Here is a 25350-nt window from a genome sequence, read left to right as displayed (position 1 = left end):
CACGCTATGACCGCCCATCGAATTGGCTTCCTCATTTGGCCCAGCACCAAAGCCTTGACTCTGGCGCTGGCTGAGGAAGCGTTGCGTGTTGCTCAGCGCGTGCACCCTGAAGTCGTCTACGAGTTGTTGTTCCTGCAGGCCGAGCCACCGCTCGAAGGTGCCTGGCAATTGCCCGGCGAGCCCTGGAACGGAAAGCTTGAAGGTTGCCAGAAGCTGTTTTTGCTGGCGGACGAACCTCCGGCCACCCTGGCTCCTGCCCTGAGCAGTGCGCTCAAGCAACTGGTGCGGGCAGGGTGCGTGATTGGCGGGCTGTCGGCCGGTGTCTACCCGCTGGCGCAACTGGGGCTGCTCGATGGGTATCGTGCTGCGGTGCATTGGCGCTGGCAGGATGACTTTGCCGAACGTTTCCCCAAGGTGATCGCCACCAGCCACTTGTTTGACTGGGACCGTGATCGCCTGAGCGCCTGCGGCGGGTTGTCGGTGCTCGATTTGTTGCTCGCGGTGCTGGCCCGTGACCACGGCGCCGAGCTGGCGGGTGCGGTGTCCGAAGAGCTGGTGGTGGAGCGTATCCGCGAAGGCGGTGAGCGCCAGCGGATTCCGCTGCAAAACCGTCTGGGTTCCAGCCATCCCAAGCTGACCCAGGCCGTGTTGCTGATGGAAGCCAACATTGAGGAGCCGCTGACCACCGACGAAATCGCCCAGCATGTATGCGTGTCCCGTCGTCAGTTGGAGCGGATCTTCAAGCAGTACCTCAACCGGGTGCCCAGCCAGTACTACCTGGAGCTGCGCCTGAACAAGGCCCGGCAAATGCTGATGCAGACCAGCAAGTCGATTATCCAGATCGGCTTGTCGTGCGGCTTCTCGTCCGGGCCGCACTTCTCCAGCGCCTATCGCAACTTCTTCGGCGCCACCCCCCGTGAAGACCGCAACCACCGCCGCAGCAGCAGCCCGTTTGAGCTGTCCTCGGCGCCCGCCGAGCGTGGCTGAAGGTTATTGCTCGGAATTACCGAGGTCGATGGGTTCAACGTCGTCGAACGAGACGTTCATATCAATGCCTGTCTGATTAAAGTACTCGCGCAGCCGGTTCAGGCTGTCGGGTGACAGAGGGTTGCCTTCCAGATCAAGGGCATTGGTGATGTAGGCCGGCGCCTCGAACAGCTCGCTGGGCAAGGTACTTATCAGGTTTTCACTCAAATCGATCACCTCAAGCTCAGACAGGCCCAGAAGTGAGTCAGGGAACTCTCTCAACTCGGTGTTTCTCAGGTGTAGCGTGTTTAGATTCGGCATGTTGCTGAAGTCTGGAGTGATATTGAGCGGGTTATCGTCAAAGTCGATGTACTCCAGATACTCAAGCCCTGACAGGTTCGCAGCGCTGGCTGGGGTCAAGGTGATATTGCTGTCTTCAAGGCGCAACTGGGTCAGGTACTGCATTGAGAAAACGGCGTCCGGCAAGCGGTCAAGGGCAAAGCCTCTAAGGTCCAGAACCCGTAGCTTGGGGAAGTGCTGCAAAAACTCGTTAACCCCTGTCACTGCCTGGGCTCCATATAACGACAAATACGTGACATGGCTGAAGTCGGCCGTGATGGGGGGCATGTCTTCCAATATCGTTCGCGTAAATGTCAGCTCAAAACCATCACGATCAGGGTCGGCGTAAAAGTTGTCGAAGGCCGTTTGCCGACGCCAGCAGCGCTCAAGTTCTTGACTGAAGGCGCGCCTGTCCTGAACACGCGCTACCCGTAGATTCGGCCGCAGTAACTCGCCTGTGCTTTGGCTTACGGCAGGCGCATTGAGGGTCCACACCTCCAGCTCATCACGCAACCCAAGCAGTTCGCTCTGCCGGTCTGCAAGTGCGCGCCGAGCCAGTACGCCGCCCTGGGGCAGGGTTGCAATAATGCGTGCCCTTTCCCGAGTGCTGAGGCCGGGATAGAGCTGATACACCAGCGTGTCAATGGATGCGGGGCGTGGCGTTGGTGCATCGGCACCCAGTAATGGGTAACCGGCCCGCCCATGCACCAGCGCCATCGGCGACGTGAAGCCCTGTGCGACCGGCGGCTGATCCAGATACAGGCTCACGGACAGGCGCGGCAATAACGGATGCTGGCGCACCCGGTCTTTGAGCGCGGCGCCTTGGCCGACGTGAGGGAACCCCAGCGCATTGCGCTCCTGGTCCGGTAGCGCGTGCAGCAATGCGCTGTAGAGATCGTCCGCGCCGTGCAACTCCTGGCCCTGTGTATCGCGGGTGCTGTAGCGGTGCTCTGATTTGATCAGGACCTTGCGCACCGGCGCCGTCTCGCTGCCCAGGCTATTGAGCAAGGTGCCATCAAAGTGGGCATCGCGGATTTCCAGGCGCAGGGTTTTGGGCCAGCCAGGCAGGGTTTCAATGGTTTTGAGGGCCAGCCATTCGCTGTCGGGGTTGTTTACCGAGTCCAGGAACAGGCCTTCGTAGGCGCGGTTGACCCGGGTTTCCCGCTCCTGCCAGCGAGCCTCTTCTTGAAGGCGCAGAGGGACGGTTTGGTCATTGAGCAATTGCAACACTTCGTCGCCACTGGCATGCCAGATCAGCTCTTGAGCCGCTGTGCTCGACAGCCCGGGGAACTCGCGCTGCAGCAGGGCTACTGGGGGATTGGCGCGCAGTTCAAGGGTGGCGTAGCGGGAATTGAACAGCTCAAAACGCTTGCTGCGGGCCATGCGCGCCAGAACCCCGTACAGCGTGTCGATCCTGATCTGCAGGTTAGGCAGCTCATCGCCAAACGCCGGGCTTTGCCCCAGCAGGGCCCGGGTTTGGACGTCGTCGAGGTTGCGTAGAACTTCATCCAGTAATTTGCCCTCCTTGATGTGCGAATCCTGGATGTCCAGGCGCGTGATGTTGTCGTCAGTGTTGCCGTATTGCGCAATCACCTCGCCCTGTTCGTCCAGCACCCGCAAGCCTTTGCTGGCGGGCCAGCGCTCGCTGGTGGTGAGCAATTGCAACTGGGTTTGCGGGTCGGCCTTGAAGCGCAGGGCCGGGGTTTGCATGTGGGTGATAAAACCCTCGATGTCGTGGTCGATCTTGAAGCGCTGCACGGTGTCGGCCAGTTGGGCCGGGGCTGGCAAGGCGTCGGCGTGAATTCGGCGCAGTACAGCAGGATCTGTGTGGGTAATGGCCAGAATGCGTGAGGCCTGTTCATCGGTAAATGCGGCGCAGGACGGGCCCAGGCGCCTGAACAGCTCAACATCGGGCCATTGCAGCGGCGATTCGGTTTCCACCGTCCAGGCCCCCATTGCGTTGTGCCGCAAGCGCGGTGAATAGCGGTTGGCCCGTGTCGGGTGCTTGATCCGGTACTGCTGGCTGCGAGGGTCCTTTTCCACGCGATAGGGCTGGCGTTCGATCAGCAATAACTCGGCATCCTTATGCTGATGCAACCCCATGTCATTGGGCTCAAGGGTGTCGGGGAGCGTGTCGCCATGCACATAGGGTTGCAGGTCCGGCTTCCAGAGGCGGGTTTGGCTGTCGGGCAAGGTGACGGGTTGCAAACCGTCAACAAATGCAGAATTTTGCACTGCGGGAATCACGTGGCTCGAAACGCCGATCAAACCCAGATTCAACGCCACACCCGCCAAATGCCTCCACGCTTGATCTATCTCGTCTTGTTCCCAGGCCTCGATACCGCTGAATACTTCATTGAGCATTTGCGCGCAGCCCACCAGCATCATGATTTCGCCAATACCCGGGATCAGCAGTGCGGCGAAATTGAAGGTGTCGATCGATGCCTCAAAAAAACCTTCGAGCCGCGCCAGACGTGTGTGCTGATCTTCGATGTCGGTGGGAACTGCGGCGGTCTGTGCATCACTGAGTATCTTGCGAATGTGCACCTCGCAGCGATTGACCCACAGGTCGCTGATAAATTCGTCCGCAAACTCCAGCCCTTTGGCGGTGCCGGTGTAGTCATCCGAGTGCGCAAGCCGGTTGTGGGGGTCAAAGCTGCGCTTGAGTCGGTGAAAGAACAGCCCTTGCTGGCTGAGTCCGACAAACTGGGCGAAAAACTGGCGATAGCGGGCCCGCTTCAGGCGTTCGAGCAGTTCATCCACACACTGGCGGTAGGAGTCGTACTCCTTGAGCGGTTGGGTATCGTCACCGGGGATGTAGAGCAGCACCCGTTCTGTGGTGGGGCTTTCACGGTCAGGGCTGATCAGTAAAATCCCGCTGATCACCCGGTTGAAAATTTTCAGGCGGCTGTAGCGCACGGGCTTGCCATACCAGTGCACAGCGCCCGGATTGGCAATCACCCGCAGCACCATGGCGTGGGTGTCGGGTTTGATGTCGCCTTTGAGCTGTGCGGTATGAGCACTCAGGGCCAGGGCTTTCTGGTCGCTCTGGATCAGGCTTTCACGTACGTTGGCCCGTTTGACGGCATCGCCGGGCTCGAGAACGCTGTTGAGGTGCTCCTGATAGCGTCGCCCCAGGTTCAGGGTACGGCACAGTTGGGCAAAAGCGTCGGGGGGTATCGGTAATGCGATTTCAGCGGGCCAGATGGCGTCTTGAAAAGGCACGAGCATGTGGCAGTCCGGGCAGGTGCCGGGTATGGCTTCACTGGCTTCGAAGTTGGCGAGTGCGGCTTGTAGCAAGGTGATTTCGCGATATCGGGGGATCAGGTTGTTTTGGGTGCTATCGAACACCAGAACGCCACCCAGATCGCTGCGCGAAGCATTGGCCAGCTTGCGTCCATAGAAGGTGTTTTTGACATCCAGCTCTACCCCGAACGTGTTTTTGATCGCTTGCTTGAGCAGCGGTTCGGCGAAACTTTGCAGATCCTGAATGGGGCCTAATAGCCGGTCGGAGCGATTAACCGCGTTTCGCAGTTGTTGATGGCTGTGGCGCAGTGTCGTTTGTGCCTCGTCGGTGGCGCCGCGCAACCAGGCAGGCAGCGCCGGTTTAAGGCGGTGCAGCGCTGACTGTCTGTGGGGCGCCGCTTCTTTGAACCAGTCGGCAATACGTTGTTGTATGAATTCGGTGTGAAGACCCAAAGCAGGTTCTAGTGGGGTTGGCTCAGGCATTTGAAATCCTCGATTGTCTGTAAATCAGCAATCAAGATCGTCCAGCGTCGGGCTTAAAAAAAGTGCAAATACCTGCTTGAAGTCAATGCGTAACCAGCAACAATTCGGGCGTTACCCATACATATCTGGCCCCCGCGAAACCATCCATCCCAATCGCAGCCTCCTTTCTCGTTAGCGGATTTCAGTGCGTCACTCCTCTGGCGTCGTTTCAGGCAGTGGCTGTGCGTCGAGCATGTCTATGCCCAGGTCGACACCTGTTTGCAGGTAATAGGCTCTGACCCGCTGCAGACTTTGTTCCGAAAGTGCTGTGCCGGAGATGAAAATCAGATTGGTTTGAGCGGTGGGCGCTTCGAAAATATCGTCCGGTAGCGTAACAATCGGGTTGTCCGTGAAATCGGCGGTTTGCAAGTGTGGGCGGGTCAGTATTGAGACTGGAAACTGGCTGAAGTTGCAGTTTTGCATCGAGACCGATACCAGATCAGGCATGTTGCTGAAGTCGGGGATAATGCCCAGTGGGTTGTTATCCAGTTCGATGATTCCCAACTGTTCCAAACCGCCCAGTACTTGTGCGCTATCGGGTGTGAGCGTGATGCCGCAATTGGGCAATTTAAGTTCAAACAGTCCAGGCATGGCGGCCAGCACTTCAGGCAAGCGATCCATTTGAATGCCCTGGAGTTTTAAACGTCGCAAATTGGGGAACCGTTGCAAAAATTCCTCCAGACCGGTGACCGGGCCCAGCCCCACTAACGAGAGGCGGGATACGTGGCTGAAATCGGCATTGAGGGTGGGCATTGAATCAAAAAGAACGCGCGACGAGATCAACTCATGGTTGTCGCCTGGCGGGTAGGTGTAAAAGTGGTCAGAGCCGGTCTGTCGACGCCAGCAACGCTTGATCAGCGCGCCAAACTCGCGGCGGCTGTGCAGTTGCATCTGCAACATGGTCTGTGAATAGGGCGCACCGGTTATGGGGTGATTGGCCGGACTGTTCAGCGCCCAGATCTCCAGCTCATCACTGAGTTCGAGGTATTCGGTGCGCAACCGGGTGAGGCGTTGACGGGCGAGCACGGGGTCTTCGGGCAGTGTGGCAAGAAAGCGGGTTTTATCTATCGGGTTGAAGCCGGGAAACAGGCGCTGCGCCAGTTGCCCCAGCGATGGCAGGTTTTGACCGGGGGTGTCGCCGCCGAGCAAGGGATAACTTTCTCGTCCGCTGGCCAGACGCATGGGCGATTCAAAGTAGGGCGCCACGGGTGGGTAATCCAGATAAAGCTGTACCGGTAAGCGGGGCAATAGCGGTCGCTGACGCACGGACTGTTTCAGGCTTTGCCCCTGGCCGACATGGGGCAGGCCCAATGCCTTGCGCTCCCGGTCAGGCAGGGCGTGCAGCACTGCGCTGTAGAGGTCGTCCGGGCCGTGCAGTTGCAGGTTGTCGGCATCGCGGGCGCTGTAGAGGTTTTGTGTCTTGATCAGGACTTTGCGAATCGGTGCATCCTGGCTGCCGATGCTGTTCAGCAGTTTTCCGGCAAAGTGTTCTTCGCGCACTTCCAGGCGGATGTCGGCCGACCAGCCGGGCATCGCCTCAATGGTCTTCAGTGCAAGCCACTCGCTGTCGGCGCTGGCCACCGAGTCCAGAAACAAACCTTCATAAGCACGGTTGGCCCGCGTTTGCAGCACGTGCCATCTGGCCTCTTCTTGAAGGCGCGGGGCGAGGGTGTTGTGGTCGAGCAATTGCTGCAGTTCTTCCAGATCGGCATGCCAGATCAGCTCCTGGGCCGACCTTACTGTGAGCCCGGGAAACGTATCTTGCAGTAGCGATACCTGTGGGTTGGGGCTCATATGTGCGGCGTCGTAGCGTGAGTCGAACAGCTCGACCCGTTTTGCCTGCGCCATGCGCACCAGCGTGCTGTAGAGACGGGCTGTCCTCACGGCATGGTTCGATAGCGTATCGCCCGGGGCCGGGCTTTCGCCCAATAGAAGGCGGGTCTCGGTGTCGTCCAGGGTTTGCAGGACGGTGCTCAGCAGGTCGCCGTTTTGCAGTTGCGACTCCAGAATGTGTATCCGCGGCAGATGCCCCTCGGCCTTGGGGTATTGGGCAATGACTTCGCCCTCGTGACCGATCACGCGCAAGACTTTGCTCCTGGGCCACAACTCATCGCTGGTCAGCAGTTGCAATTGGCTTTGCGGGTCGGCTTTTTGCCGCTCTGCCGGGTCGGGGCTTTGCATCTGCGCGATGAAACGCTCAATGTCCCGATCGATTTTGAAGCGTTGCACGGTGTCGGCCAGCAGTGCGGGTGTCGGCAAGCCATCTGCGTGAATGCGGCGCAGTACGTCGGGCTCCGTCTGGGTGATGGCCAGAATGCGCGCGGCTTCTTCATCGCTGAAGCTGGCGTTGACCGGGCTCAAGCGCTTGAATAGCTGGCTGTCGCTCCATTGCAGCGGCTGCTCGGTTTCGATCAGCCAGGCGCCCTGGCCGTTGTGTTGCACCCGGGGGGCGTAAAACTGGGGCCGGTCGGGGTGTTTGATCCGATAACCCGGGCTGCGCGGGCCTTGCTCCACGCGGTAGGTCTTGCCTTCAACGCTCAGCCACTCAGCGCCGTTGTACTGATGCAGTCCTCTATCGTTGGGCTGCAACGCGGCGGGTACTGGGTCGAATTCATAGGGGCTCAAGTCCGGCTTCCAAAGGCGGGTTTCGCTGTCGGGCAGGGTCACCGGCTGCAAACCGTCAACCAGCGAGCTGTGCTCAATTGCAGGCAGCACCTGGCTGGAGGTGGCGATAAACCCGACATTCAGGGCGACACTGGCCAGGTGGCCCCAGGCCTGATCGATGTCTCCCTGCTCCCAGGCTTCGATTCCGGTAAACGCGTCGTTGAGCATTTGTGCGCAGCCCACCAGCAGCATGATTTGCCCGACCCCGGGAATGAAAAACGCTGCGACGTTAAAGGTATCGATGGCGGCGTTGAAAAAGCCTTCCAGACGGCTGAGCCGCTCGCGTGCGTCTTGCTTATCTGTGGGCACCGCAGCGGTTTGGGCGTCGCTGAACAGTTTTCGAAGCTGGACATCGCAGCGGTTGAGCCACAGGTCGCCGATAAACTCGTCCGCAAACTCCAGCCCTTTGGCCGTGTCACTGTAGTCATCGATATGGGAAAGCCGATTGTGCGGGTCAAAGCTGTGCTTGAGCCCGGAGAAAAACGCTCCCTGCTGGCTGAGCCCCACAAACCGGGCAAAAAACTGGCGGAACCTGGCGCTTTTCAAACGCTGCAGCAGGTCGTCGATGCACGCCCGGTACGACGCATACTCCTTGAGCGGCCGGGTGTCATCCCCGGGGATGTAGATCAGCACCCGCTCCGGTGTGGCGGCTGAGCGGTCGCAGCTGATCAGCAGGATGCCACTGAGCACGCAGTTGAGTATTTTCAGGCGGCTGTAGCGCACGGGTTTGCCATGCCACTGAACATGGGGCCTGTCGGCGATAACCTCTTGCACCAACACGAGGGTATCGGCCTGGATATCGCCCTTGAGCAAGGCGATGTGGGCGCACAGGGCCAGGGCTTTCTGATCGCTGGCGATCAAGCTTTCGCGTATCTGTCGGCGTTTGCTGGCCTCCCCGGGTTCGAGTATGGCTTTGAGGTGTTCCTGATAGCGTCGCCCCAGATCCAGGGTTCGGCACACGCGCGCGAAGGCCTCGGGGCGGATGGGCAAGGCGATGTCCAGAGGGTTGATTGAGTCGCGATAAGGCACGATGGCCAGGCAATCGGTGCAGCGTCCGGGCGAGGTTTCGCTGGCGGTAAAGTTGGCCAGGGCGGCCTCCAGCAAGCTGATTTCGTGATAGTTGGGGATGAGGCCGTTTTGCGTGGTATCGAGCACCAGCGCTCCGCCCAAATCGTTGCGCGAAGGGCGGGCCAGTTTGTGGGCGAGGTAGGTATGGCGCACATCCAGTTCAAGACCGAAGGCGGTTTTGATCGCCTGTTTGAGCAGTGGCTCGGCGAACAGGTCCAGACCCTGCAGGCGGCCTAGCAGGCGGTCGGTATGGTTGAGTGCCTGTCGGTGCTGTTGATGGCTGTGTTTGAGGGTGTGCCGGGTCTGGGCCGTGGCGTCATGCAGCCATTGGGGGAGAGTGGGCTCAAGTTGTTTGAAGGCCAGCTGGCGATGCAGGGCAGCGTCTTTGAACCATTGGGGGATGCGTTGCTTGATGAACTCGGTGTGAAGGCCGATCGCGGGTGTCTGAACGGTAGGTTCGGGCATTTGAAACACTCGATTGTCTGTTTAATGAACAATCAAGATCGATTAGCCGGAGGCTGAAAAAAAGCGCAAATACCTGCTGCAAGCCTGCCTGTATGGATCAATATTCAGCGCCCGGCCAATACACATCTAACACCCGATCAATACTGCGCCTCAGGCGAGCGCTGAAACCTGATTGTTTTGGCGCAATCAAAATGTCATGAAGCTGCCGCAAAGACCTCTCAACGTTTAAACTGCGCCTTTGTGACGGAATATGTCGCATTGCCGAAAACCCGGGCAAATCATGGTTTAGCGCTGTAAGAAGTTGTCGCTTGGCGGCAAGGCTTGACCCCCATCTGTCCTTACAATCCCCCATCGCTCGCCAGTTTAGGCAGGCGTTCCTCTCCAGGAGACTCCGATGTCCGTTGAGCAAGCCCCGGTGCAACGCGCCGATTTCGACCAGGTCATGGTTCCCAACTACGCACCTGCAGCCTTTATTCCTGTGCGCGGCGCCGGCTCCCGAGTCTGGGACCAGTCGGGTCGCGAACTGATCGACTTCGCAGGCGGCATTGCCGTTAACGTGTTGGGGCATGCGCATCCGGCCCTGGTGGGTGCATTGACCGAGCAGGCCAATGCCCTGTGGCATGTGTCCAACGTGTTTACCAACGAGCCGGCGCTGCGCCTGGCCAGGAAGCTGGTGGATTCGACCTTCGCCGAGCGCGTGTTCTTCTGCAACTCGGGTGCCGAAGCCAACGAGGCCGCTTTCAAGCTGGCCCGTCGTGTCGCCCACGACCGTTTCGGCGCCGAGAAGTACGAAATCATTGCCGCGCTCAACAGCTTCCACGGCCGTACCCTGTTCACCGTGAACGTGGGCGGGCAGTCGAAGTACTCCGACGGTTTCGGTCCGAAAATCACCGGTATCACCCATGTCCCGTTCAACGATCTTGACGCGCTGAAAGCGGCGATCTCGGACAAGACCTGCGCCGTGGTGCTGGAACCGATTCAGGGCGAAGGCGGCGTGCTGCCGGCCGAGCAGGCTTACCTGCAAGGCGCCCGCGACCTGTGCGACCAGCACAATGCGCTGCTGGTATTTGACGAAGTGCAAACCGGCATGGGCCGTACCGGCGAACTGTTTGCCTACATGCATTACGGCGTGACCCCGGACATCCTGACCAGCGCCAAGAGCCTGGGCGGCGGTTTCCCGATCGCAGCCATGCTGACCACCGAGGCGCTGGCCAAGCATCTGGTTGTCGGCACCCACGGCACCACATACGGCGGCAACCCGCTGGCGTGTGCTGTCGGCAATGCCGTGATTGATGTCATCAACACCCCGCAGGTGCTGGCTGGCGTGAAAACCAAGCACGATCAGTTCAAAACCCGTCTTGAGCAAATCGGCCAGCAATACGGCCTGTTTACTGAAGTACGCGGCATGGGCCTGTTGATCGGTTGTGTGCTGAGCGATGCCTGGAAAGGCCGTGCCAAAGACATTTTCAACGCCGCAGAAAAAGAAAACCTGATGATTCTGCAGGCGGGCCCTGACGTGGTGCGTTTTGCTCCGAGCCTGGTCGTAGAAACAGCCGATATCGAAGAAGGCCTGAACCGCTTCGAACGCGCGGTTAAAACGCTGACCCAAGCCTGAGTGTGACCTCGACGCCTGAGTTGTCAGGCGTCGAACCGAATTAATGTGGGAGCGGGCACGCCCGCTCCCACACCCTCTATGTAGTTCAAGGATTAAGGAGTGACACCATGCTGGTGATGCGCCCCGCGCAAATGGCTGATCTGGGCGAGGTACAGCGTCTGGCTGCGGACAGCCCGATTGGTGTCACTTCATTGCCGGACGATATCGAACGCCTGCGCGACAAGATCGCCGCGTCCGAAACCTCGTTTGCCGCCGAAGTCAGCTTCAACGGCGAAGAGAGCTACTTCTTCGTCCTTGAAGACACAGCCACCGGCAAGCTGGTGGGCTGCTCGGCGATCGTGGCCTCGGCCGGTTACTCGGAGCCGTTTTACAGCTTCCGAAACGAAACCTTCGTGCATGCCTCCCGCGAGCTGAAGATCCACAACAAGATCCATGTTCTGTCGCAGTGCCATGACCTGACCGGTAACAGCCTGCTGACCAGTTTTTATGTGGTCCCGGAACTGGTGGGTTCGACCTGGTCGGAACTCAACTCCCGTGGCCGCCTGTTATTTGTGGCCAACCACCCGGAACGCTTTGCCGATTCGGTAGTGACCGAGATCGTCGGTTACAGCGATGAAAATGGCGACTCGCCGTTCTGGGACGCCATTGGCCGCAACTTCTTCGACTTGAACTACGCCGCCGCCGAGCGTCTGTGCGGGCTCAAAAGCCGCACCTTCCTCGCCGAGCTGATGCCGCATTACCCGATTTACGTGCCGCTGCTGCCCGACACTGCCCAGGAAGCCATGGGGCAGGTTCACCCGCGGGCGCAGATCACCTTCGACATCCTGATGCGCGAAGGCTTCGAGACCGATCATTACATCGATATTTTCGACGGCGGCCCGACCCTGCATGCACGGGTTTCGGGTATTCGCTCAATCGCCCAAAGCCGCGTGGTGCCGGTCAAGATCGGTGAACCGAGCAAGGGCGGCGGTCGCCAGTACCTGGTGGCCAATGCCCAGTTGCAGGACTACCGCGCCGTTTTGCTGGAGCTTGACTGGGCGCCTGGCAAGCCGGTCACGCTGGATCTGGAAGCGGCCGAAGCACTTGGCGTTGGCGAAGGTGCCAGCGTACGAGTCGTGGCGGTTTAACGCGTTTGAGCGAGTTTCGCGGGGTTCGTCAGCGAGCCCTGTCTGAGGAGATAGCATGATCGTTCGTCCTGTACGCAACAGCGATTTACCGGCCCTGATTGAGCTGGCACGCAGCACCGGCACCGGCCTGACCACCTTGCCGGCCAACGAGGAGCGCCTGCTGCATCGTGTCACCTGGGCTGAAAAAACCTTCCGTGGCGAAGCCGAGCGCGGTGATGCGGACTACCTGTTTGTGCTCGAAAACGACGAAGGCAAGGTGGTGGGGATTTCCGCCATTGCCGGCGCTGTGGGCCTGCGCGAGCCCTGGTACAACTTCCGGGTGGGCCTGACCGTCAGCGCCTCCCAGGAGCTGAATATCTATCGCGAAATCCCGACCCTGTTTTTGGCCAACGACCTGACCGGCAACTCGGAACTGTGCTCCCTGTTTCTTAGCGCCGACTCCCGCACCGGCCTCAACGGCCGCATGCTGGCCAAGGCGCGGATGCTGTTTATCGCGGAATTCCCGGATCTGTTCGGCAACAAGATCATTGCCGAAATGCGCGGCATGTCCGATGAAGCCGGGCGCTCGCCATTCTGGGAAAGCCTGGGCCGGCACTTCTTCAAAATGGAATTCAGCCAGGCGGACTACCTGACCGGCGTGGGCAACAAGGCTTTTATTGCCGAATTGATGCCCAAGTTTCCTGTGTACACCTGCTTCTTGTCCGAAGACGCCCGCGGGGTGATCGGCAAGGTGCATACCCACACCGAACCGGCCTTGAACATGCTTAAAAGCGAAGGTTTCAGCTACCAGGGCTACGTTGATATTTTTGACGCAGGCCCGGCAGTGGAGTGCGAAACCAGCAAAATCCGCGCCATACGCGAAAGCGAATCGCTGGTGCTGGCCATCGGTACCCCGGGTGACGACGCCACGCCGTACCTGATCCACAACCGTAAACGCGAAGATTGCCGCATCACCGCCGCACCTGCGCGCCTGGCAGCCGGCACCCTGGTGGTCGACCCGCTGACCGCCAAACGCCTGCAACTGACCGCAGGTGATCAAGTGCGAGCGGTGACGTTGTCTGCCCAGCCAGTAGCCCCACGGGAGTCGAAATAATGAGCACGTTGTACATCGCAGGCGCCTGGCAGAACGGGCAGGGCGAAGCCTTTGAATCGCTGAACCCGGTGACCCAGCAAGTGCTGTGGGCCGGCAATGGTGCCAATGCAGGGCAAGTGGATGCCGCCGTCAAGGCAGCGCGTCAGGCTTTTGCGGCCTGGGCCAGGCGTTCTTTTGAAGAGCGCCTGAGCGTGCTTGAAGCATTCGCCGCCAGCCTTAAAAGCCACGCCGACGAACTGTCGCGCTGCATCGGTGAAGAAACCGGCAAACCCCTGTGGGAGTCGGCCACCGAAGTCACCAGCATGATCAACAAAGTGGCGATCTCGGTACAAAGCTACCGCGAGCGCACGGGTGAAAAAAGCGGCCCGCTGGGTGATGCCACGGCCGTTTTGCGCCACAAGCCACACGGTGTAGTGGCCGTGTTCGGCCCGTACAACTTCCCGGGCCATTTGCCCAACGGGCATATCGTTCCGGCCTTGCTGGCCGGTAACACCGTGGTGTTCAAACCAAGTGAACTGACCCCCAAAGTCGCTGAGCTGACGGTTAAGTGCTGGATCGAAGCAGGCCTGCCCGCGGGCGTGTTGAACCTGCTGCAAGGCGCGCGGGAAACCGGTATTGCGCTGGCGGCGCATACCGGCATCGACGGTTTGTTTTTCACCGGCTCGAGCCGTACCGGCAATGCCCTGCATCAGCAGTTCGCCGGGCGTCCGGACAAAATTCTGGCCCTGGAAATGGGCGGCAACAACCCGCTGGTGGTTGACCAGGTGGCCGATCTGGACGCTGCGGTCTACACCATTATCCAGTCGGCGTTTATCTCTGCCGGCCAACGCTGCACCTGCGCCCGGCGCCTGCTGGTCCCGCAAGGGGCATGGGGCGATACCCTGCTGAACCGTCTGGTTGAAGTCAGCCAGAACATCGAAGTCGGCGCCTTTGACCGCCAGCCTGCGCCCTTCATGGGTTCGGTAATTTCCCTTGGCGCTGCTCAGGCCCTGATGGATGCCCAGGAAGTGTTGCTGGGTTCGGGCGCTGTTGCCTTGCTGGAAATGACCCGGCCGGACAGCAACGCAGCCTTGCTGACGCCAGGCATTATCGATGTGACGGAAGTCAGTGACCGGTCGGACGAAGAACTGTTCGGGCCGCTGCTGCAAGTGATTCGCTACGCCGATTTCGACGCGGCGATTGCCGAGGCCAACAACACGGCGTTCGGTTTGGCGGCAGGTTTGTTGTCAGACTCCGAAGAGCGTTACCAGCAGTTCTGGCTTGAAAGCCGTGCCGGGATCGTGAACTGGAACAAGCAGTTGACGGGCGCGGCGAGCAGCGCCCCGTTTGGCGGTGTCGGAGCGTCGGGCAACCATCGCGCCAGTGCCTATTACGCGGCGGATTATTGCGCGTACCCGGTGGCATCCCTGGAAACGCCGACGCTGGCGTTGCCTGCGGCGCTGACCCCGGGCGTGCGCTTGTCGTAACGCCTGGCCCCATCCCTTTGTGGGAGCGGGCTTGCTCGCGATAGCATCAGCGCGGCCTGACAACAGCGCCGCGTCGCCAGCATCGCGAGCAAGCCCGCTCCCACAGGGGGGGAACAGTAAGACCTTTAGCCATACACCGTTTGCTGGAGCCTCACCGATGAAGTCCTTTGAAGTCAATTTTGACGGTTTAGTGGGGCCGACCCATAACTACGGCGGTTTGTCGTTTGGCAACGTCGCTTCCCAGAGCAACAGCCAGCAGGCTTCCAACCCCAAGGAAGCCGCGCTGCAAGGCCTGGAAAAAATGAAAGCGCTGATGGACATGGGTTTTGTCCAGGGCGTGCTGGCCCCGCAAGAGCGCCCGGACGTCGCGGCTTTACGCAGTCTGGGTTTTGCCGGCACTGACGCTCAGGTCATTGAGCGCGCCGCCAAAGAAGCCATGCCATTGCTGGTTGCCAGCTGCTCGGCATCGAGCATGTGGGTGGCCAACGCGGCCACTGTCAGCCCGAGTGCGGATACCGCAGACGGGCGCGTGCATTTCACGGCGGCCAATCTCAACTGCAAATTCCACCGCAGCATCGAGCATCCGACCACCAGTCGTGTGCTGGGCGCGATGTTCGCCGATCAGCAGCACTTTGCGCATCACGCGGCGTTGCCGGCTGTGGCGCAATTTGGCGATGAAGGCGCAGCGAACCACACGCGTTTTTGCCGCGAATACGGTGAGGCGGGTGTGGAGTTCTTTGTGTTCGGGCGCAGCGCGTTCGACAGCCGCTACCCGGCACCGCAAAAATATCCGGCCCGCCAGACACTCGAAGCCTCCCAGGCGGTGGCCCGTTTGCATGGTTTGAGCGAAGAGGGCGTGGTGTTTGCCCAGCAAAACCCGTCCGTGATCGACCAGGGTGTGTTCCATAACGATGTGATCGCAGTGGGCAATGGCGAGCTGCTGTTCCATCACCAGGATGCGTTCCTCAATACCGAGCAGATGCTGGGCGAACTGCATGGCAAGCTGGCCGCGCGCGGTGGCAACTTCCAGTCGATCAGCGTGCCGCGCGATCAGGTGGCCGTGGAAGACGCGGTGCGTTCGTACCTGTTCAACAGCCAGCTACTCAGCCGTGCAGACGGTTCGATGTTGTTGATCGTGCCCGAAGAGTGTCGCGCCAACCCGCGCGTCTGGCAGTATCTGCAAGGGTTGACGGCCGCTGGCGGACCGATTCGTGAGGTCAAGGTGTTCGACCTCAAGCAGAGCATGCAGAACGGCGGTGGTCCGGCATGCCTGCGGTTGCGGGTCGCACTCAATGAAACCGAGCTGGCGGCAGTCAATCCGGGGGTTATCATGACCGCTCCGTTGTATGACACGCTGACCCAGTGGGTAAACAAGCACTACCGCGATGCCCTGCGCGAAAGCGACCTGGCCGACCCGCAATTGTTGCTTGAATGCCGTACGGCATTGGATGAGCTGACGCAAATCCTTAAACTGGGCGCGGTTTACCCCTTCCAGATCAATTGAACAGTTGCGTGCCTGAGCGATTATTAGCGCCGGGCACGCACCTTACCTCCCAATGAGAGCGAAATAATGACCGATACCCTGAAGCTGATTCTTGAAGATACCGACGGCACCCAGCTGGAAACCAGCTGCACCCGCGTCGCCGTCATGTGGCAGGGCAAAGAGTTGTGGATCCAGCAAGACGGCCGTGGCCAGCTGCTGATCGGTGTTGACGTTGAAGAAGGCGATGCCGAATACGCCAACCTGCTGCTGCGTCCATTAGCGACTAACCTTGTCAGCCTGCAACTGGAAATGGAACCGGCTGAACTGAGCGATGACGAAGATGGTGAAGACGGTCATGTGCACGGCCCAGACTGCAACCACTGATTAAGGATGCACTATGCTCGCTCTCGGCAAACTGCTTGAACTGACCTTGGCCGGACGTGAACCGGCCGAGAAAACTCAACTGACTGTCGACGGCGTGCGGATGCGCTGGCTGACCGAAGGCGCGCTTGAAGTGCGCCCGCCCGAGGTTCGCGACAACGGCCTGGATCTGTTGTTGTCAGCCGGCATCCACGGCAACGAAACAGCGCCGATCGAGTTGCTTGATCGCCTGTTGCAGGCCATTGCACGGGGAGAAATCAAACCCCGTGCACGTATTCTGTTCCTGTTCGGCAACCCGGGCGCCATGCGCACCGGGGCACGATTTGTCGAAGAGGACCTCAACCGGTTGTTCAACGGTCGCCACGAAAGCAGCAGTGGCCCTGAAGCCTTGCGCGCATGCGAGCTTGAACATCTGGCTGAAACTTTTTTCAGCCCGCCTGAGCGCACCCGTCTTCACTACGATTTGCACACGGCAATTCGCGGTTCGAAGATCGAGCAGTTCGCGCTGTATCCGTATAAAGAGGGGCGGGCCCATTCCCGTGACGAACTGGCCCGCCTGCGTGCTGCCGGGATGGAAGCGGTGCTGTTGCAAAACAAACCGTCGATCGTTTTCAGTGCCTATACCTACGACAAGCTGGGCGCCGAGGCATTCACCCTGGAGCTGGGCAAGGCCCGGCCTTTTGGGCATAACGGCGGGGTCAATGTCGGGCGCCTTGAGCTGCGCTTGCAGCAGATCATCGAAGGTACCGAGTCGCCACTGGCCCAAGCATCGCTGGACGGCTTGCAGCTGTTCAGCGTGGCCCGTGAAGTGATCAAGCACAGCGATGCATTCATCCTGCACTTGCCCGCAGATGTAGAAAACTTCTGCGAGTTGCCCAAGGGCTATTTGCTGGCGCAGGACACGGGCAAGACCCGCTGGGTGATCGAAGAAGAGGGCGCGCGGATCATCTTTCCCAACCCGAAGGTGAAGAATGGCTTGCGGGCCGGGATGATTATCGAGCCGGCTACCCTCAATCAGGCGAGTCAGTCACCCACGTAGTGGATATAGGTTTTGCGCAGGGGCAGCCCCAGCTCCTCGCGCATGCCGTTTTCGCTATAGGGCACGGGGTTTGTCGTGCGGGCCGGGGTGGCGGGATCGTTATCAAAGTCAAAGGGTTCAATGTTGCAAGGCAAGCCCACGGCCTGCAGCTCCGCATTATTTACCAGCGGGGGTTGCTTGGTGCCTAGATGCCCGTCTGGGCTTGTGCCTGGGAATTGCGTGCCTGTGACGCAGTTATACGCGTGGCAAAGCTCGTGGTAGAGGCCAATAAGCGGTATTGAGCCCGGCATTGAATAGGTCGGGTTGTAATACACCGTTCCTCCGAAATCCGGCAGCCCGTGCTTGCCGGCTTGAACACGGGACCTGCCATCACCCCTGCCCGGGATGTAAAGGCCGTTTTCCACATGCTTGAGTTCGACGATGGTGATGGCTTTTCGGCTCTTGCGAATGCTTTTTGTCAGCTCTCTGAGTAGTTGGCTTCCGTTGCCAGAGCTAAGTAACAGCTTCAGGTCATCCTGGACCCGTTTGGTGAATTCTTCGCTGCCATAAATAACCAGCCCCGACTCGGACAGAGGTTCGGAGGTGACCTTAAATGTGTTTGCGCCGAAACGGCCCGGGGTGTTTTCGACCGCTTTGCGCGGGACGATTGTGCCTTCAGAAATGTAGGTGGGATCACTCTCGGTGAATACCTTGTCCTTATTCTTGATTTCATTAAGCATGTCCCGGCCCAGGCCGGTGTAGATCACACTGGAGCCAGCACCTGCGGTGATCAGGTCGTCACCATCGCTACCGCATAAAATACTGTGGCCCTGGCCTCCGACGGCGATGTCGTCATCTTCGCCAGCGTCTACAAAGGACGTTCCCGCCCCTCCACGAAAGAAGTCTGTGCCTTTGCCCGTATAGGCAACCGTTGTGCCTGAGCCATTGGCATTGACAATGTCATTGCCGTCCCCGGTGTCTACATAGATTGTGCCTTCGCGCGTCATCACCATGTCATCGCCAGTGCCGGTCAATACGGTGGCGTGCCCGCTGCTGGTGACGACAGTGTCATTGCCGGGGCCGGTTTCGATATGGAATGGGTTTTTGATGGTGTCGGCGATGTAAACCGTATCGTTGCCGTGCGAGGTGTGGATTTCGATGATTTGTTGGGGGCTGGCAGGTTTTATTCGATAGCGCTCGTGGTTCAGGTCGATCAAAAGTGCATCGTTGTCGGCCTTGGTAATGCAGATGGACGCTCGCGCAGCTAAAGCACGGAACACCAGGCGATCAATGGGGTGGGGGTAAAGGGATCCTTCAGTAACGAGGCGCACTATTGTGGCGTTGTCGCCGATATGAAGAACGCTGTGTGTGGTGGTTTCTGTCGCGTGAGGCAGGGGGTGCGAAACCGTTTGTTGGGTTCTTTCGGGCGAGGCTTTGGCGCCGCCGTCAAACTCGAATTGATGGTGTGCAGGCTGAGTGCCAGTTGTCACTGACGGTGGGGTGGGGCACATAAATGAGACTCCGAAGCGTCAAGTTCAAAAGTGATCAGGTGGCCGGGCACCTGTTGCAGACGATTGAAACGCTTGGGTGACTCATGTGTGCTTTAGATAGTTATGCGTACGCCCCGGCTGGCCCGTTTTTGGGCCCGCCGGGGCGCCTGGCGTTACACCGCGCGTTTTTGCTGGCTATCCATGCGCTTGATGTTGCGGATCTTGTGCAGGGTATCGGCGCAGGTTTTTGCAGCTTCTTCGCCTTTATGGACGAAGTGGTCAAAGAAGAACTTCTGATGTTCTTCGCCGGCATGGAAGTGGTGCGGGGTCAGGCTGACCGAGAACACCGGCACTTCAGTTTCCAGCTGGACTTGCATCAGGGCGCTGACCACGGTCTGGGCCACGAAGTCGTGACGATAGATGCCGCCGTCTACGACCAGTGCCGCACCGACGATCCCGGCATAACGGCCGGTCTTGGCCAGCAGCTTGGCGTGCAGCGGGATTTCGAAGGCGCCGCCGACTTCAAAGAAATCAATGTCGCTTTCCTGGTAGCCCTGCACCAGCATTTCGGCCAGAAACCCTTTGCGGCTCTGGTCGACAATCTCTTTGTGCCAGCAAGCCTGGATAAACGCTACGCGCTCGTTGTGGTGGTTTTTGCTTTTGCTATCGATTGCGGTGGGTTGCATGTTCTGACTCCTGTTTGTGTGAAAAACAGGGCATATGAATCGAATGGGATTTAAGGGTGCGCTCAGACGGGCTGCGCGTGGCCGTTGAGCCTCGACACACACCCGCCTGGTTGACGGCCCTTTGGCGCCAATCCCGTTCTCTCTTCATCCGGACTATGACCGTCGGCCCCGGGATCACACCGGGTCTGCTGACCTTGGCCTATCCTCAACCGAAGCCGATGGATCTGCCAAGCGCTCGCGGGCTATGCGCATTGCGCGCAATTACCGCCGGTGGGGAGTTACACCCCGCCCTGAGAACGTTGCCGCCAGCCTTTCTGGCGGCGGACATTTTGTATCACAAATGTTTCAAGGATGCATTGCTGCTTTTTGCTAATAGCCATCAATTTTTATGATTGTTTTGTTCATGGATTCTCACGTAAACCCTTGAATATGAGCAATCTTGCCCGTCGTGCCCTTGTTCGAAAGGGAATACCCCGATTAGCATCCAGTGCTGATTACTTAATTGCCGAGGCTCCTCCAATGACTGTTATCGATCTTCGTAGTGACACCGTGACCCAACCCAGCCCCGGCATGCGCGAGGCCATGGCGAATGCGCCGATGGGCGACGATGTTTATGGCGAAGATCCCTCGGTCAACAAGCTGGAGGCCGAGCTGGCCTTGCGTCTTGGTTTTGCCAGGGCGCTGTTTGTGCCAACCGGCACCATGAGCAACCTGCTGGCGCTGATGGCGCATTGCGGGCGCGGTGATGAATATATCGTGGGCCAGCAGGCCCACACCTATAAGTATGAAGGCGGCGGGGCGGCGGTCCTGGGCTCCATCCAGCCGCAGCCGCTGGAAGTGCAGGCGGATGGTTCGCTGGACCTGGGCCAGGTCGTGGCTGCGATCAAGCCTGACGATTTTCACTTTGCCCGCACACGCTTGCTCGCTCTGGAAAACACCATGCAGGGCAAGGTGTTGCCGCTCGAGTATCTGGCCGCAGCCAGTCGCCTGACCCGTGAGCATGGCCTGGCGCTGCATCTTGATGGTGCGCGGCTGTACAACGCGGCCGTCAAGCTTGGGGTCGATGCCAGGGACATCACGCGTCATTTCGATTCGGTATCGGTGTGCCTGTCCAAGGGCCTGGGTGCGCCGGTGGGCTCGGTGCTGTGCGGTACTGCTGACCTGATCGCCAGGGCGCGGCGCCTGCGCAAGATGGTCGGTGGCGGCATGCGCCAGGCTGGCCAGCTGGCTGCCGCCGGGTTGTATGCGCTGGATAATCAGGTTGAGCGTCTGGCCGATGACCATGCCAACGCCCAGTTCCTGGCCGAGGGCTTGCGCGCCGCCGGTTATGAAGTCGAGCCGGTGCAGACCAATATGGTGTACGTTCAGGTCGGCGAGCAGGCCGAGGCCCTCAAGGCCTTCGCGGCCGAGCATGAGATCAGGCTCAGTGCGGCACCGCGGTTGCGAATGGTGACGCATATGGATGTCAGTCACAGTCAGATCGAGCGTGTAATAGCCGTTTTTGCCGACTTTTCCCGCCAATGAGCTTTCAATCCGTCCAATTGCTTGTCGCTATCGTATAAACACGCTGTACCCGGGGCGAAGGGCCGATATAATGCGGCCCTTTGCGAGTCGCACTGTCGATTGACGTGATTCACTTGCCTCTGGCCGCAGCCTCCGTGGAAGAACCTATGAAAAGCGCAGAAATCCGTGAAGCCTTCCTTCGCTTCTTCGAGGAGCAAGGTCACACCCGTGTCCCTTCCAGCTCCTTGGTCCCGAATAACGACCCAACCCTGCTGTTCACCAACGCGGGGATGAACCAGTTCAAGGACTGCTTCCTGGGTCAAGAAAAACGTGCCTACACCCGGGCGACCAGCAGCCAGAAGTGCGTGCGCGCCGGCGGCAAGAACAGCGACCTGGAAAACGTCGGTTATACCGCGCGTCACCACACCTTTTTTGAAATGCTGGGCAACTTCAGCTTTGGCGATTACTTCAAGAAAGATGCGATCAATTTTGCCTGGACCTTCCTGACCGGCGTCTTGAAGCTGCCTAAAGACAAACTCTGGGTAACCGTCTACGCCAGCGATGACGAAGCCTATGAGATCTGGACCAAAGACGTCGGCGTACCTGCCGAGCGCATGATCCGCATCGGCGACAACAAGGGCGCCCCATACGCGTCAGACAACTTCTGGACCATGGGCGATACCGGCCCGTGCGGCCCTTGCACCGAGATTTTCTACGATCACGGTCCTGAAATCTGGGGCGGCCCGCCGGGCTCGCCAGATGAAGACGGTGACCGTTACATCGAAATCTGGAACAACGTGTTCATGCAGTTCAACCGCACCGCCGATGGCGTGTTGCATCCGTTGCCAGCGCCGTCGGTAGATACCGGCATGGGCCTGGAGCGGATCAGTGCGGTGATGCAGCACGTCAACTCCAACTACGACATCGATCTGTTCCAGAGCCTGCTCAATGGCGCGGCGCAAGCCATCGGCTGTGCCAACGAAGGCCAGGCATCGCTCAAGGTTGTAGCCGACCACATCCGTTCGTGCAGCTTCCTGATCGCTGACGGTGTATTGCCATCGAACGAAGGCCGCGGCTATGTGCTGCGTCGCATCATTCGTCGCGCCTGCCGTCACGGCAACAAGCTGGGTGCTACCGGCAACTTCTTCTTCAAGATCGTCGCGGCCCTGGTGGCCGAGATGGGCGAGAGCTTCCCGGAGCTGGTGCGCGAGCAGGCCAACATCGAGCGCGTGCTCAAGGCTGAAGAAGAGCAGTTCTCCAAGACCCTGGAGCAGGGCCTGAAAATTCTCGAGCAGGACCTGGCTGACCTCAAGGGCACCGTGGTTCCTGGCGACGTGGTGTTCAAGCTTTACGATACTTACGGCTTCCCGATGGACCTGACGGCCGACATCGCCCGTGAGCGCAACCTGACCGTGGACGAAGAAGGTTTCGAGCGCGAGATGGAAGCCCAGCGTGTGCGTGCACGTTCGGCCAGCTCTTTCGGTCTGGACTACAACACTCTGGTTAAAGTCGATGTGCCAACCGAGTTCATCGGTTACACCGCTACCCAGGCCCCGGCCAAGGTTGTTGCGCTCTATAAAGACGGCCAGTCGGTTGCCAGCTTGAGCGAAGGCGACGAGGGCGTGGTGATCCTCGATCAGACCCCGTTCTACGCCGAGTCGGGCGGCCAGGTCGGCGACTGTGGTTACCTGCAGGCTGGCGCAGCGCGCTTTGACGTGCGCGACACCACTAAAACCGGCGGTGCGTTCCTGCACCACGGCGTGATTGCCGCGGGTGGCCTGGAAGTTGGCCAGTCCGTTGAGGCGAAGGTTGACGCTGATGTGCGTCACGCCACGGCACTGAACCACTCGGCAACGCACTTGCTGCACGCGGCCTTGCGTCAGGTGCTGGGTGAGCACGTCCAGCAGAAAGGCTCGTTGGTAGACAGTCAGCGCATGCGCTTCGACTTCAGCCACTTTGAAGCGATCAAGCCTGAGCAGATCAAGGCGCTGGAAGATATCGTCAACACGCAGATTCGTAACAACACGCCTGTTGAAACTGAAGAAACCGACATCGAAACCGCCAAGCAAAAAGGCGCCATGGCGCTGTTTGGCGAGAAGTACGGCGACAATGTGCGCGTACTGAGCATGGGCGGTGATTTTTCGGTTGAGCTGTGTGGTGGTATCCATGCCAAGCGCACCGGTGATATCGGCTTGATGAAAATCACCAGCGAAGGTGGTGTAGCCTCCGGTATCCGTCGTATTGAAGCGGTGACGGGCGCTGCAGCACTGGCTTACCTGAACGCCGCCGAAGAGCAGCTCAAGGAAGCCGCAAACCTGGTCAAGGGCTCGCGTGAGAACCTGGTCGACAAACTGTCGGCGGTCCTTGAACGCAATCGCCAGCTGGAAAAACAACTTGAGCAATTGCAGGCCAAGGCCGCAAGCGCTGCCGGTGATGATCTGTCATCGTCGGCGGTGGACGTCAAAGGCGTGAAAGTGCTGACCGCTCGCCTGGACGGTCAGGACGGCAAGGCGCTACTGGCGCTGGTAGATCAGCTGAAGAACAAGCTCGGCCGTGCAGTGATCCTGCTCGGCAGTGTCCATGAAGACAAGGTTGTACTGGTTGCAGGCGTAACCAAAGACCTGACTGGCCAACTCAAAGCCGGTGATTTGATGAAACAGGCCGCTGCGGCAGTGGGCGGGAAGGGCGGTGGTCGTCCGGACATGGCGCAAGGCGGCGGTGTTGATGCCGCAGCCCTGGACGCCGCGCTGGCCCTGACTGTGCCATTTGTCGAGCAAGGTATCTGAGGTCCAGTACGCGCTGTCGTCTAGTGATGGCGCGTCGTTTGAATGATAAATGGGCGCCCTTTATGGGCTGAGGCTGCTTTGAAATGGCTTTGATCGTACAAAAATTCGGAGGCACCTCGGTCGGCACTGTCGAGAGAATCGAGCAGGTCGCCGATAAAGTTAAGAAGTTCCGCGAAGCCGGCAATGATCTGGTGATCGTGCTGTCTGCCATGAGCGGCGAAACCAATCGCCTGATCGACCTGGCCAAGCAAATCACTGATCAGCCGTTACCCCGTGAGCTGGATGTGATTTTGTCCACGGGCGAGCAGGTGACGATCGGCCTGCTGGCAATGGCGCTGAACAAGCGCGGTGTGCCAGCGGTGTCCTACACCGGCAGCCAGGTACGTATCCTGACGGACAGTTCGCACACCAAAGCCCGCATCCTGAAAATTGACGACCAGAAGATTCGCGCAGACCTCAAGGCCGGGCGTGTGGTTGTGGTTGCAGGTTTCCAGGGTGTGGACGAGGACGGCAACATCACCACCCTGGGCCGTGGCGGCTCCGACACCACCGGTGTGGCGCTGGCGGCAGCCTTGAAGGCTGACGAATGCCAGATCTACACCGATGTCGATGGCGTTTACACCACTGACCCGCGGGTTGTGGCCCAGGCTCAGCGTCTGGAAAAGATCACCTTCGAAGAAATGCTGGAAATGGCCAGCCTGGGCTCCAAGGTGTTGCAGATCCGTGCTGTCGAGTTCGCAGGCAAGTACAACGTTCCGCTGCGCGTATTGCACAGCTTCAAGGAGGGTCCAGGCACCCTCATTACTATTGATGAAGAGGAATCCATGGAACAGCCGATCATTTCTGGCATCGCTTTCAATCGCGATGAAGCCAAGCTGACCATCCGTGGCGTGCCAGACACCCCGGGTGTGGCATTCAAGATTCTGGGCCCGATCAGTGGGGCCAATATCGAAGTCGACATGATCGTGCAGAACGTTGCGCACGATAACACCACCGACTTCACCTTCACCGTACACCGCAATGACTACAGCGCTGCCCAAAGCGTGCTGGAAAACACCGCGCGTGAGATCGGTGCCCGTGAGGTGGTGGGTGACACCAATATTGCCAAGGTTTCGATTGTTGGCGTGGGCATGCGTTCGCATGCGGGTGTTGCCAGCCGCATGTTTGAATCGCTGGCCAAAGAGAACATCAACATCCTGATGATCTCGACCTCCGAGATCAAAGTCTCGGTGGTGATCGAAGAGAAGTACCTGGAGCTGGCCGTGCGTTCCCTGCACACTGCTTTTGATCTGGACGCGCCTACCCGACAGGGTGAGTAGCGCGTTGCCAGAAGGGCGCGGTTGATCCGCGCCCTTTGTTTTTTGAGCAGCGTGACCGAAGACCTCCAGTTTCGTCATGCTGGTCGATACTTAAGGAGCACGGGGCGCTATAG

15 protein-coding genes and 1 riboswitch are annotated in these 25350 nt (G+C 59.3%); of the genes, 11 read left to right on the top strand and 4 right to left on the bottom strand.

What is annotated here, in order from left to right; all coding sequences use genetic code 11:
• The first annotated feature begins 6 nt into the window (after nt 1-6).
• Nucleotides 7-987, top strand: coding sequence for a transcriptional regulator ArgR (gene argR / locus ACZRMS_RS15570; protein WP_463995960.1), 981 nt, complete (start codon nt 7-9; stop codon nt 985-987).
• A 3-nt stretch (nt 988-990) separates the two neighbouring features.
• Here the strand turns inward: argR and ACZRMS_RS15565 are convergent, their stop codons facing one another.
• Together ACZRMS_RS15565 and ACZRMS_RS15560 are read right to left on the bottom strand one after the other, a co-directional pair.
• On the bottom strand, nt 991-5034 hold the full coding sequence (locus ACZRMS_RS15565) for a dermonecrotic toxin domain-containing protein (RefSeq protein ID WP_463995959.1): 4044 nt from the start codon (nt 5032-5034) through the stop codon (nt 991-993).
• A gap of 189 nt (nt 5035-5223) precedes the next feature.
• Nucleotides 5224-9270 (bottom strand): dermonecrotic toxin domain-containing protein, encoded by a 4047-nt coding sequence (locus ACZRMS_RS15560; RefSeq protein ID WP_463995958.1) that lies wholly within the window; start codon nt 9268-9270, stop codon nt 5224-5226.
• Nucleotides 9271-9664: 394 nt separating this feature from the next.
• Between ACZRMS_RS15560 and ACZRMS_RS15555 the strand changes: the two genes are divergently transcribed.
• The 7 genes from ACZRMS_RS15555 (at nt 9665) to astE (ending at nt 17474) form a co-directional block, all read left to right on the top strand.
• Entirely contained in the window at nt 9665-10885 is a 1221-nt protein-coding gene (locus tag ACZRMS_RS15555) for an aspartate aminotransferase family protein (RefSeq protein ID WP_463995957.1), read from the top strand.
• Between the two features lie 107 nt (nt 10886-10992).
• Nucleotides 10993-12012, top strand: coding sequence for an arginine/ornithine succinyltransferase subunit alpha (gene aruF / locus ACZRMS_RS15550; protein ID WP_463995956.1), 1020 nt, complete (start codon nt 10993-10995; stop codon nt 12010-12012).
• Nucleotides 12013-12067: 55 nt separating this feature from the next.
• Nucleotides 12068-13105: an arginine N-succinyltransferase gene (gene astA, locus ACZRMS_RS15545; protein ID WP_463995955.1), complete on the top strand. Its 1038-nt coding sequence runs from the start codon at nt 12068-12070 to the stop codon at nt 13103-13105.
• Nucleotides 13102-14571: a succinylglutamate-semialdehyde dehydrogenase gene (gene astD / locus ACZRMS_RS15540; protein WP_463995994.1), complete on the top strand. Its 1470-nt coding sequence runs from the start codon at nt 13102-13104 to the stop codon at nt 14569-14571. The genes astA and astD overlap by 4 nt, the downstream gene beginning before the upstream one ends.
• A 157-nt stretch (nt 14572-14728) precedes the next feature.
• Nucleotides 14729-16075, top strand: coding sequence for an N-succinylarginine dihydrolase (astB, locus tag ACZRMS_RS15535; protein ID WP_463995954.1), 1347 nt, complete (start codon nt 14729-14731; stop codon nt 16073-16075).
• A gap of 66 nt (nt 16076-16141) precedes the next feature.
• Nucleotides 16142-16438 carry a topoisomerase II gene (locus ACZRMS_RS15530; RefSeq protein ID WP_463995953.1) on the top strand — a complete coding sequence of 99 codons (297 nt, stop codon included), beginning with the start codon at nt 16142-16144 and terminating at the stop codon, nt 16436-16438.
• Between the two features lie 13 nt (nt 16439-16451).
• The gene (astE, locus tag ACZRMS_RS15525; RefSeq protein ID WP_463995952.1) at nt 16452-17474 is read left to right on the top strand and encodes a succinylglutamate desuccinylase; all 1023 of its coding nucleotides are present in this window, start codon (nt 16452-16454) and stop codon (nt 17472-17474) included.
• Here the strand turns inward: astE and ACZRMS_RS15520 are convergent.
• Together ACZRMS_RS15520 and ACZRMS_RS15515 are read right to left on the bottom strand one after the other, a co-directional pair.
• On the bottom strand, nt 17459-18964 hold the full coding sequence (locus ACZRMS_RS15520) for a M91 family zinc metallopeptidase (RefSeq protein ID WP_463995951.1): 1506 nt from the start codon (nt 18962-18964) through the stop codon (nt 17459-17461). The genes astE and ACZRMS_RS15520 overlap by 16 nt on opposite strands.
• Before the next feature lie 152 nt (nt 18965-19116).
• Nucleotides 19117-19629, bottom strand: a complete 513-nt coding sequence (locus tag ACZRMS_RS15515) for a 6,7-dimethyl-8-ribityllumazine synthase (protein ID WP_048359770.1) — start codon at nt 19627-19629, stop codon at nt 19117-19119.
• A 131-nt stretch (nt 19630-19760) separates the two neighbouring features.
• Nucleotides 19761-19931, bottom strand: a riboswitch (FMN riboswitch).
• Between the two features lie 217 nt (nt 19932-20148).
• Between ACZRMS_RS15515 and ltaE the strand changes: the two genes are divergently transcribed.
• From ltaE to ACZRMS_RS15500, 3 genes are all read left to right on the top strand, one after another.
• A complete protein-coding gene (gene ltaE / locus ACZRMS_RS15510; RefSeq protein ID WP_463995950.1) occupies nt 20149-21153 on the top strand; it encodes a low-specificity L-threonine aldolase in 1005 nt (334 codons plus the stop codon).
• Nucleotides 21154-21299: 146 nt separating this feature from the next.
• Nucleotides 21300-23918: an alanine--tRNA ligase gene (gene alaS / locus ACZRMS_RS15505; protein ID WP_463995949.1), complete on the top strand. Its 2619-nt coding sequence runs from the start codon at nt 21300-21302 to the stop codon at nt 23916-23918.
• Between the two features lie 83 nt (nt 23919-24001).
• Nucleotides 24002-25237: an aspartate kinase gene (locus tag ACZRMS_RS15500; RefSeq protein ID WP_463995948.1), complete on the top strand. Its 1236-nt coding sequence runs from the start codon at nt 24002-24004 to the stop codon at nt 25235-25237.
• Nucleotides 25238-25350: the final 113 nt, after the last annotated feature.

The organism is Pseudomonas sp. B424 (assembly GCF_055408345.1).
The sequence above is the reverse complement of the archived record's forward strand: the minus strand, read 5'-3'. Positions and strand labels throughout refer to the sequence as shown.

Excerpts from the sequence above, each read along its gene's own strand:
- argR (WP_463995960.1), top strand. The coding sequence starts at position 7 with ATGACCGCCCATCGAATTGGCTTCCTCATTTGGCCCAGCACCAAAGCC.
- ACZRMS_RS15565 (WP_463995959.1), bottom strand. The coding sequence starts at position 5,034 with ATGCCTGAGCCAACCCCACTAGAACCTGCTTTGGGTCTTCACACCGAA.
- ACZRMS_RS15560 (WP_463995958.1), bottom strand. The coding sequence starts at position 9,270 with ATGCCCGAACCTACCGTTCAGACACCCGCGATCGGCCTTCACACCGAG.
- ACZRMS_RS15555 (WP_463995957.1), top strand. The coding sequence starts at position 9,665 with ATGTCCGTTGAGCAAGCCCCGGTGCAACGCGCCGATTTCGACCAGGTC.
- aruF (WP_463995956.1), top strand. The coding sequence starts at position 10,993 with ATGCTGGTGATGCGCCCCGCGCAAATGGCTGATCTGGGCGAGGTACAG.
- astA (WP_463995955.1), top strand. The coding sequence starts at position 12,068 with ATGATCGTTCGTCCTGTACGCAACAGCGATTTACCGGCCCTGATTGAG.
- astB (WP_463995954.1), top strand. The coding sequence starts at position 14,729 with ATGAAGTCCTTTGAAGTCAATTTTGACGGTTTAGTGGGGCCGACCCAT.
- ACZRMS_RS15530 (WP_463995953.1), top strand. The coding sequence starts at position 16,142 with ATGACCGATACCCTGAAGCTGATTCTTGAAGATACCGACGGCACCCAG.
- astE (WP_463995952.1), top strand. The coding sequence starts at position 16,452 with ATGCTCGCTCTCGGCAAACTGCTTGAACTGACCTTGGCCGGACGTGAA.
- ACZRMS_RS15520 (WP_463995951.1), bottom strand. The coding sequence starts at position 18,964 with ATGTGCCCCACCCCACCGTCAGTGACAACTGGCACTCAGCCTGCACAC.
- ACZRMS_RS15515 (WP_048359770.1), bottom strand. The coding sequence starts at position 19,629 with ATGCAACCCACCGCAATCGATAGCAAAAGCAAAAACCACCACAACGAG.
- ltaE (WP_463995950.1), top strand. The coding sequence starts at position 20,149 with ATGACTGTTATCGATCTTCGTAGTGACACCGTGACCCAACCCAGCCCC.
- alaS (WP_463995949.1), top strand. The coding sequence starts at position 21,300 with ATGAAAAGCGCAGAAATCCGTGAAGCCTTCCTTCGCTTCTTCGAGGAG.
- ACZRMS_RS15500 (WP_463995948.1), top strand. The coding sequence starts at position 24,002 with ATGGCTTTGATCGTACAAAAATTCGGAGGCACCTCGGTCGGCACTGTC.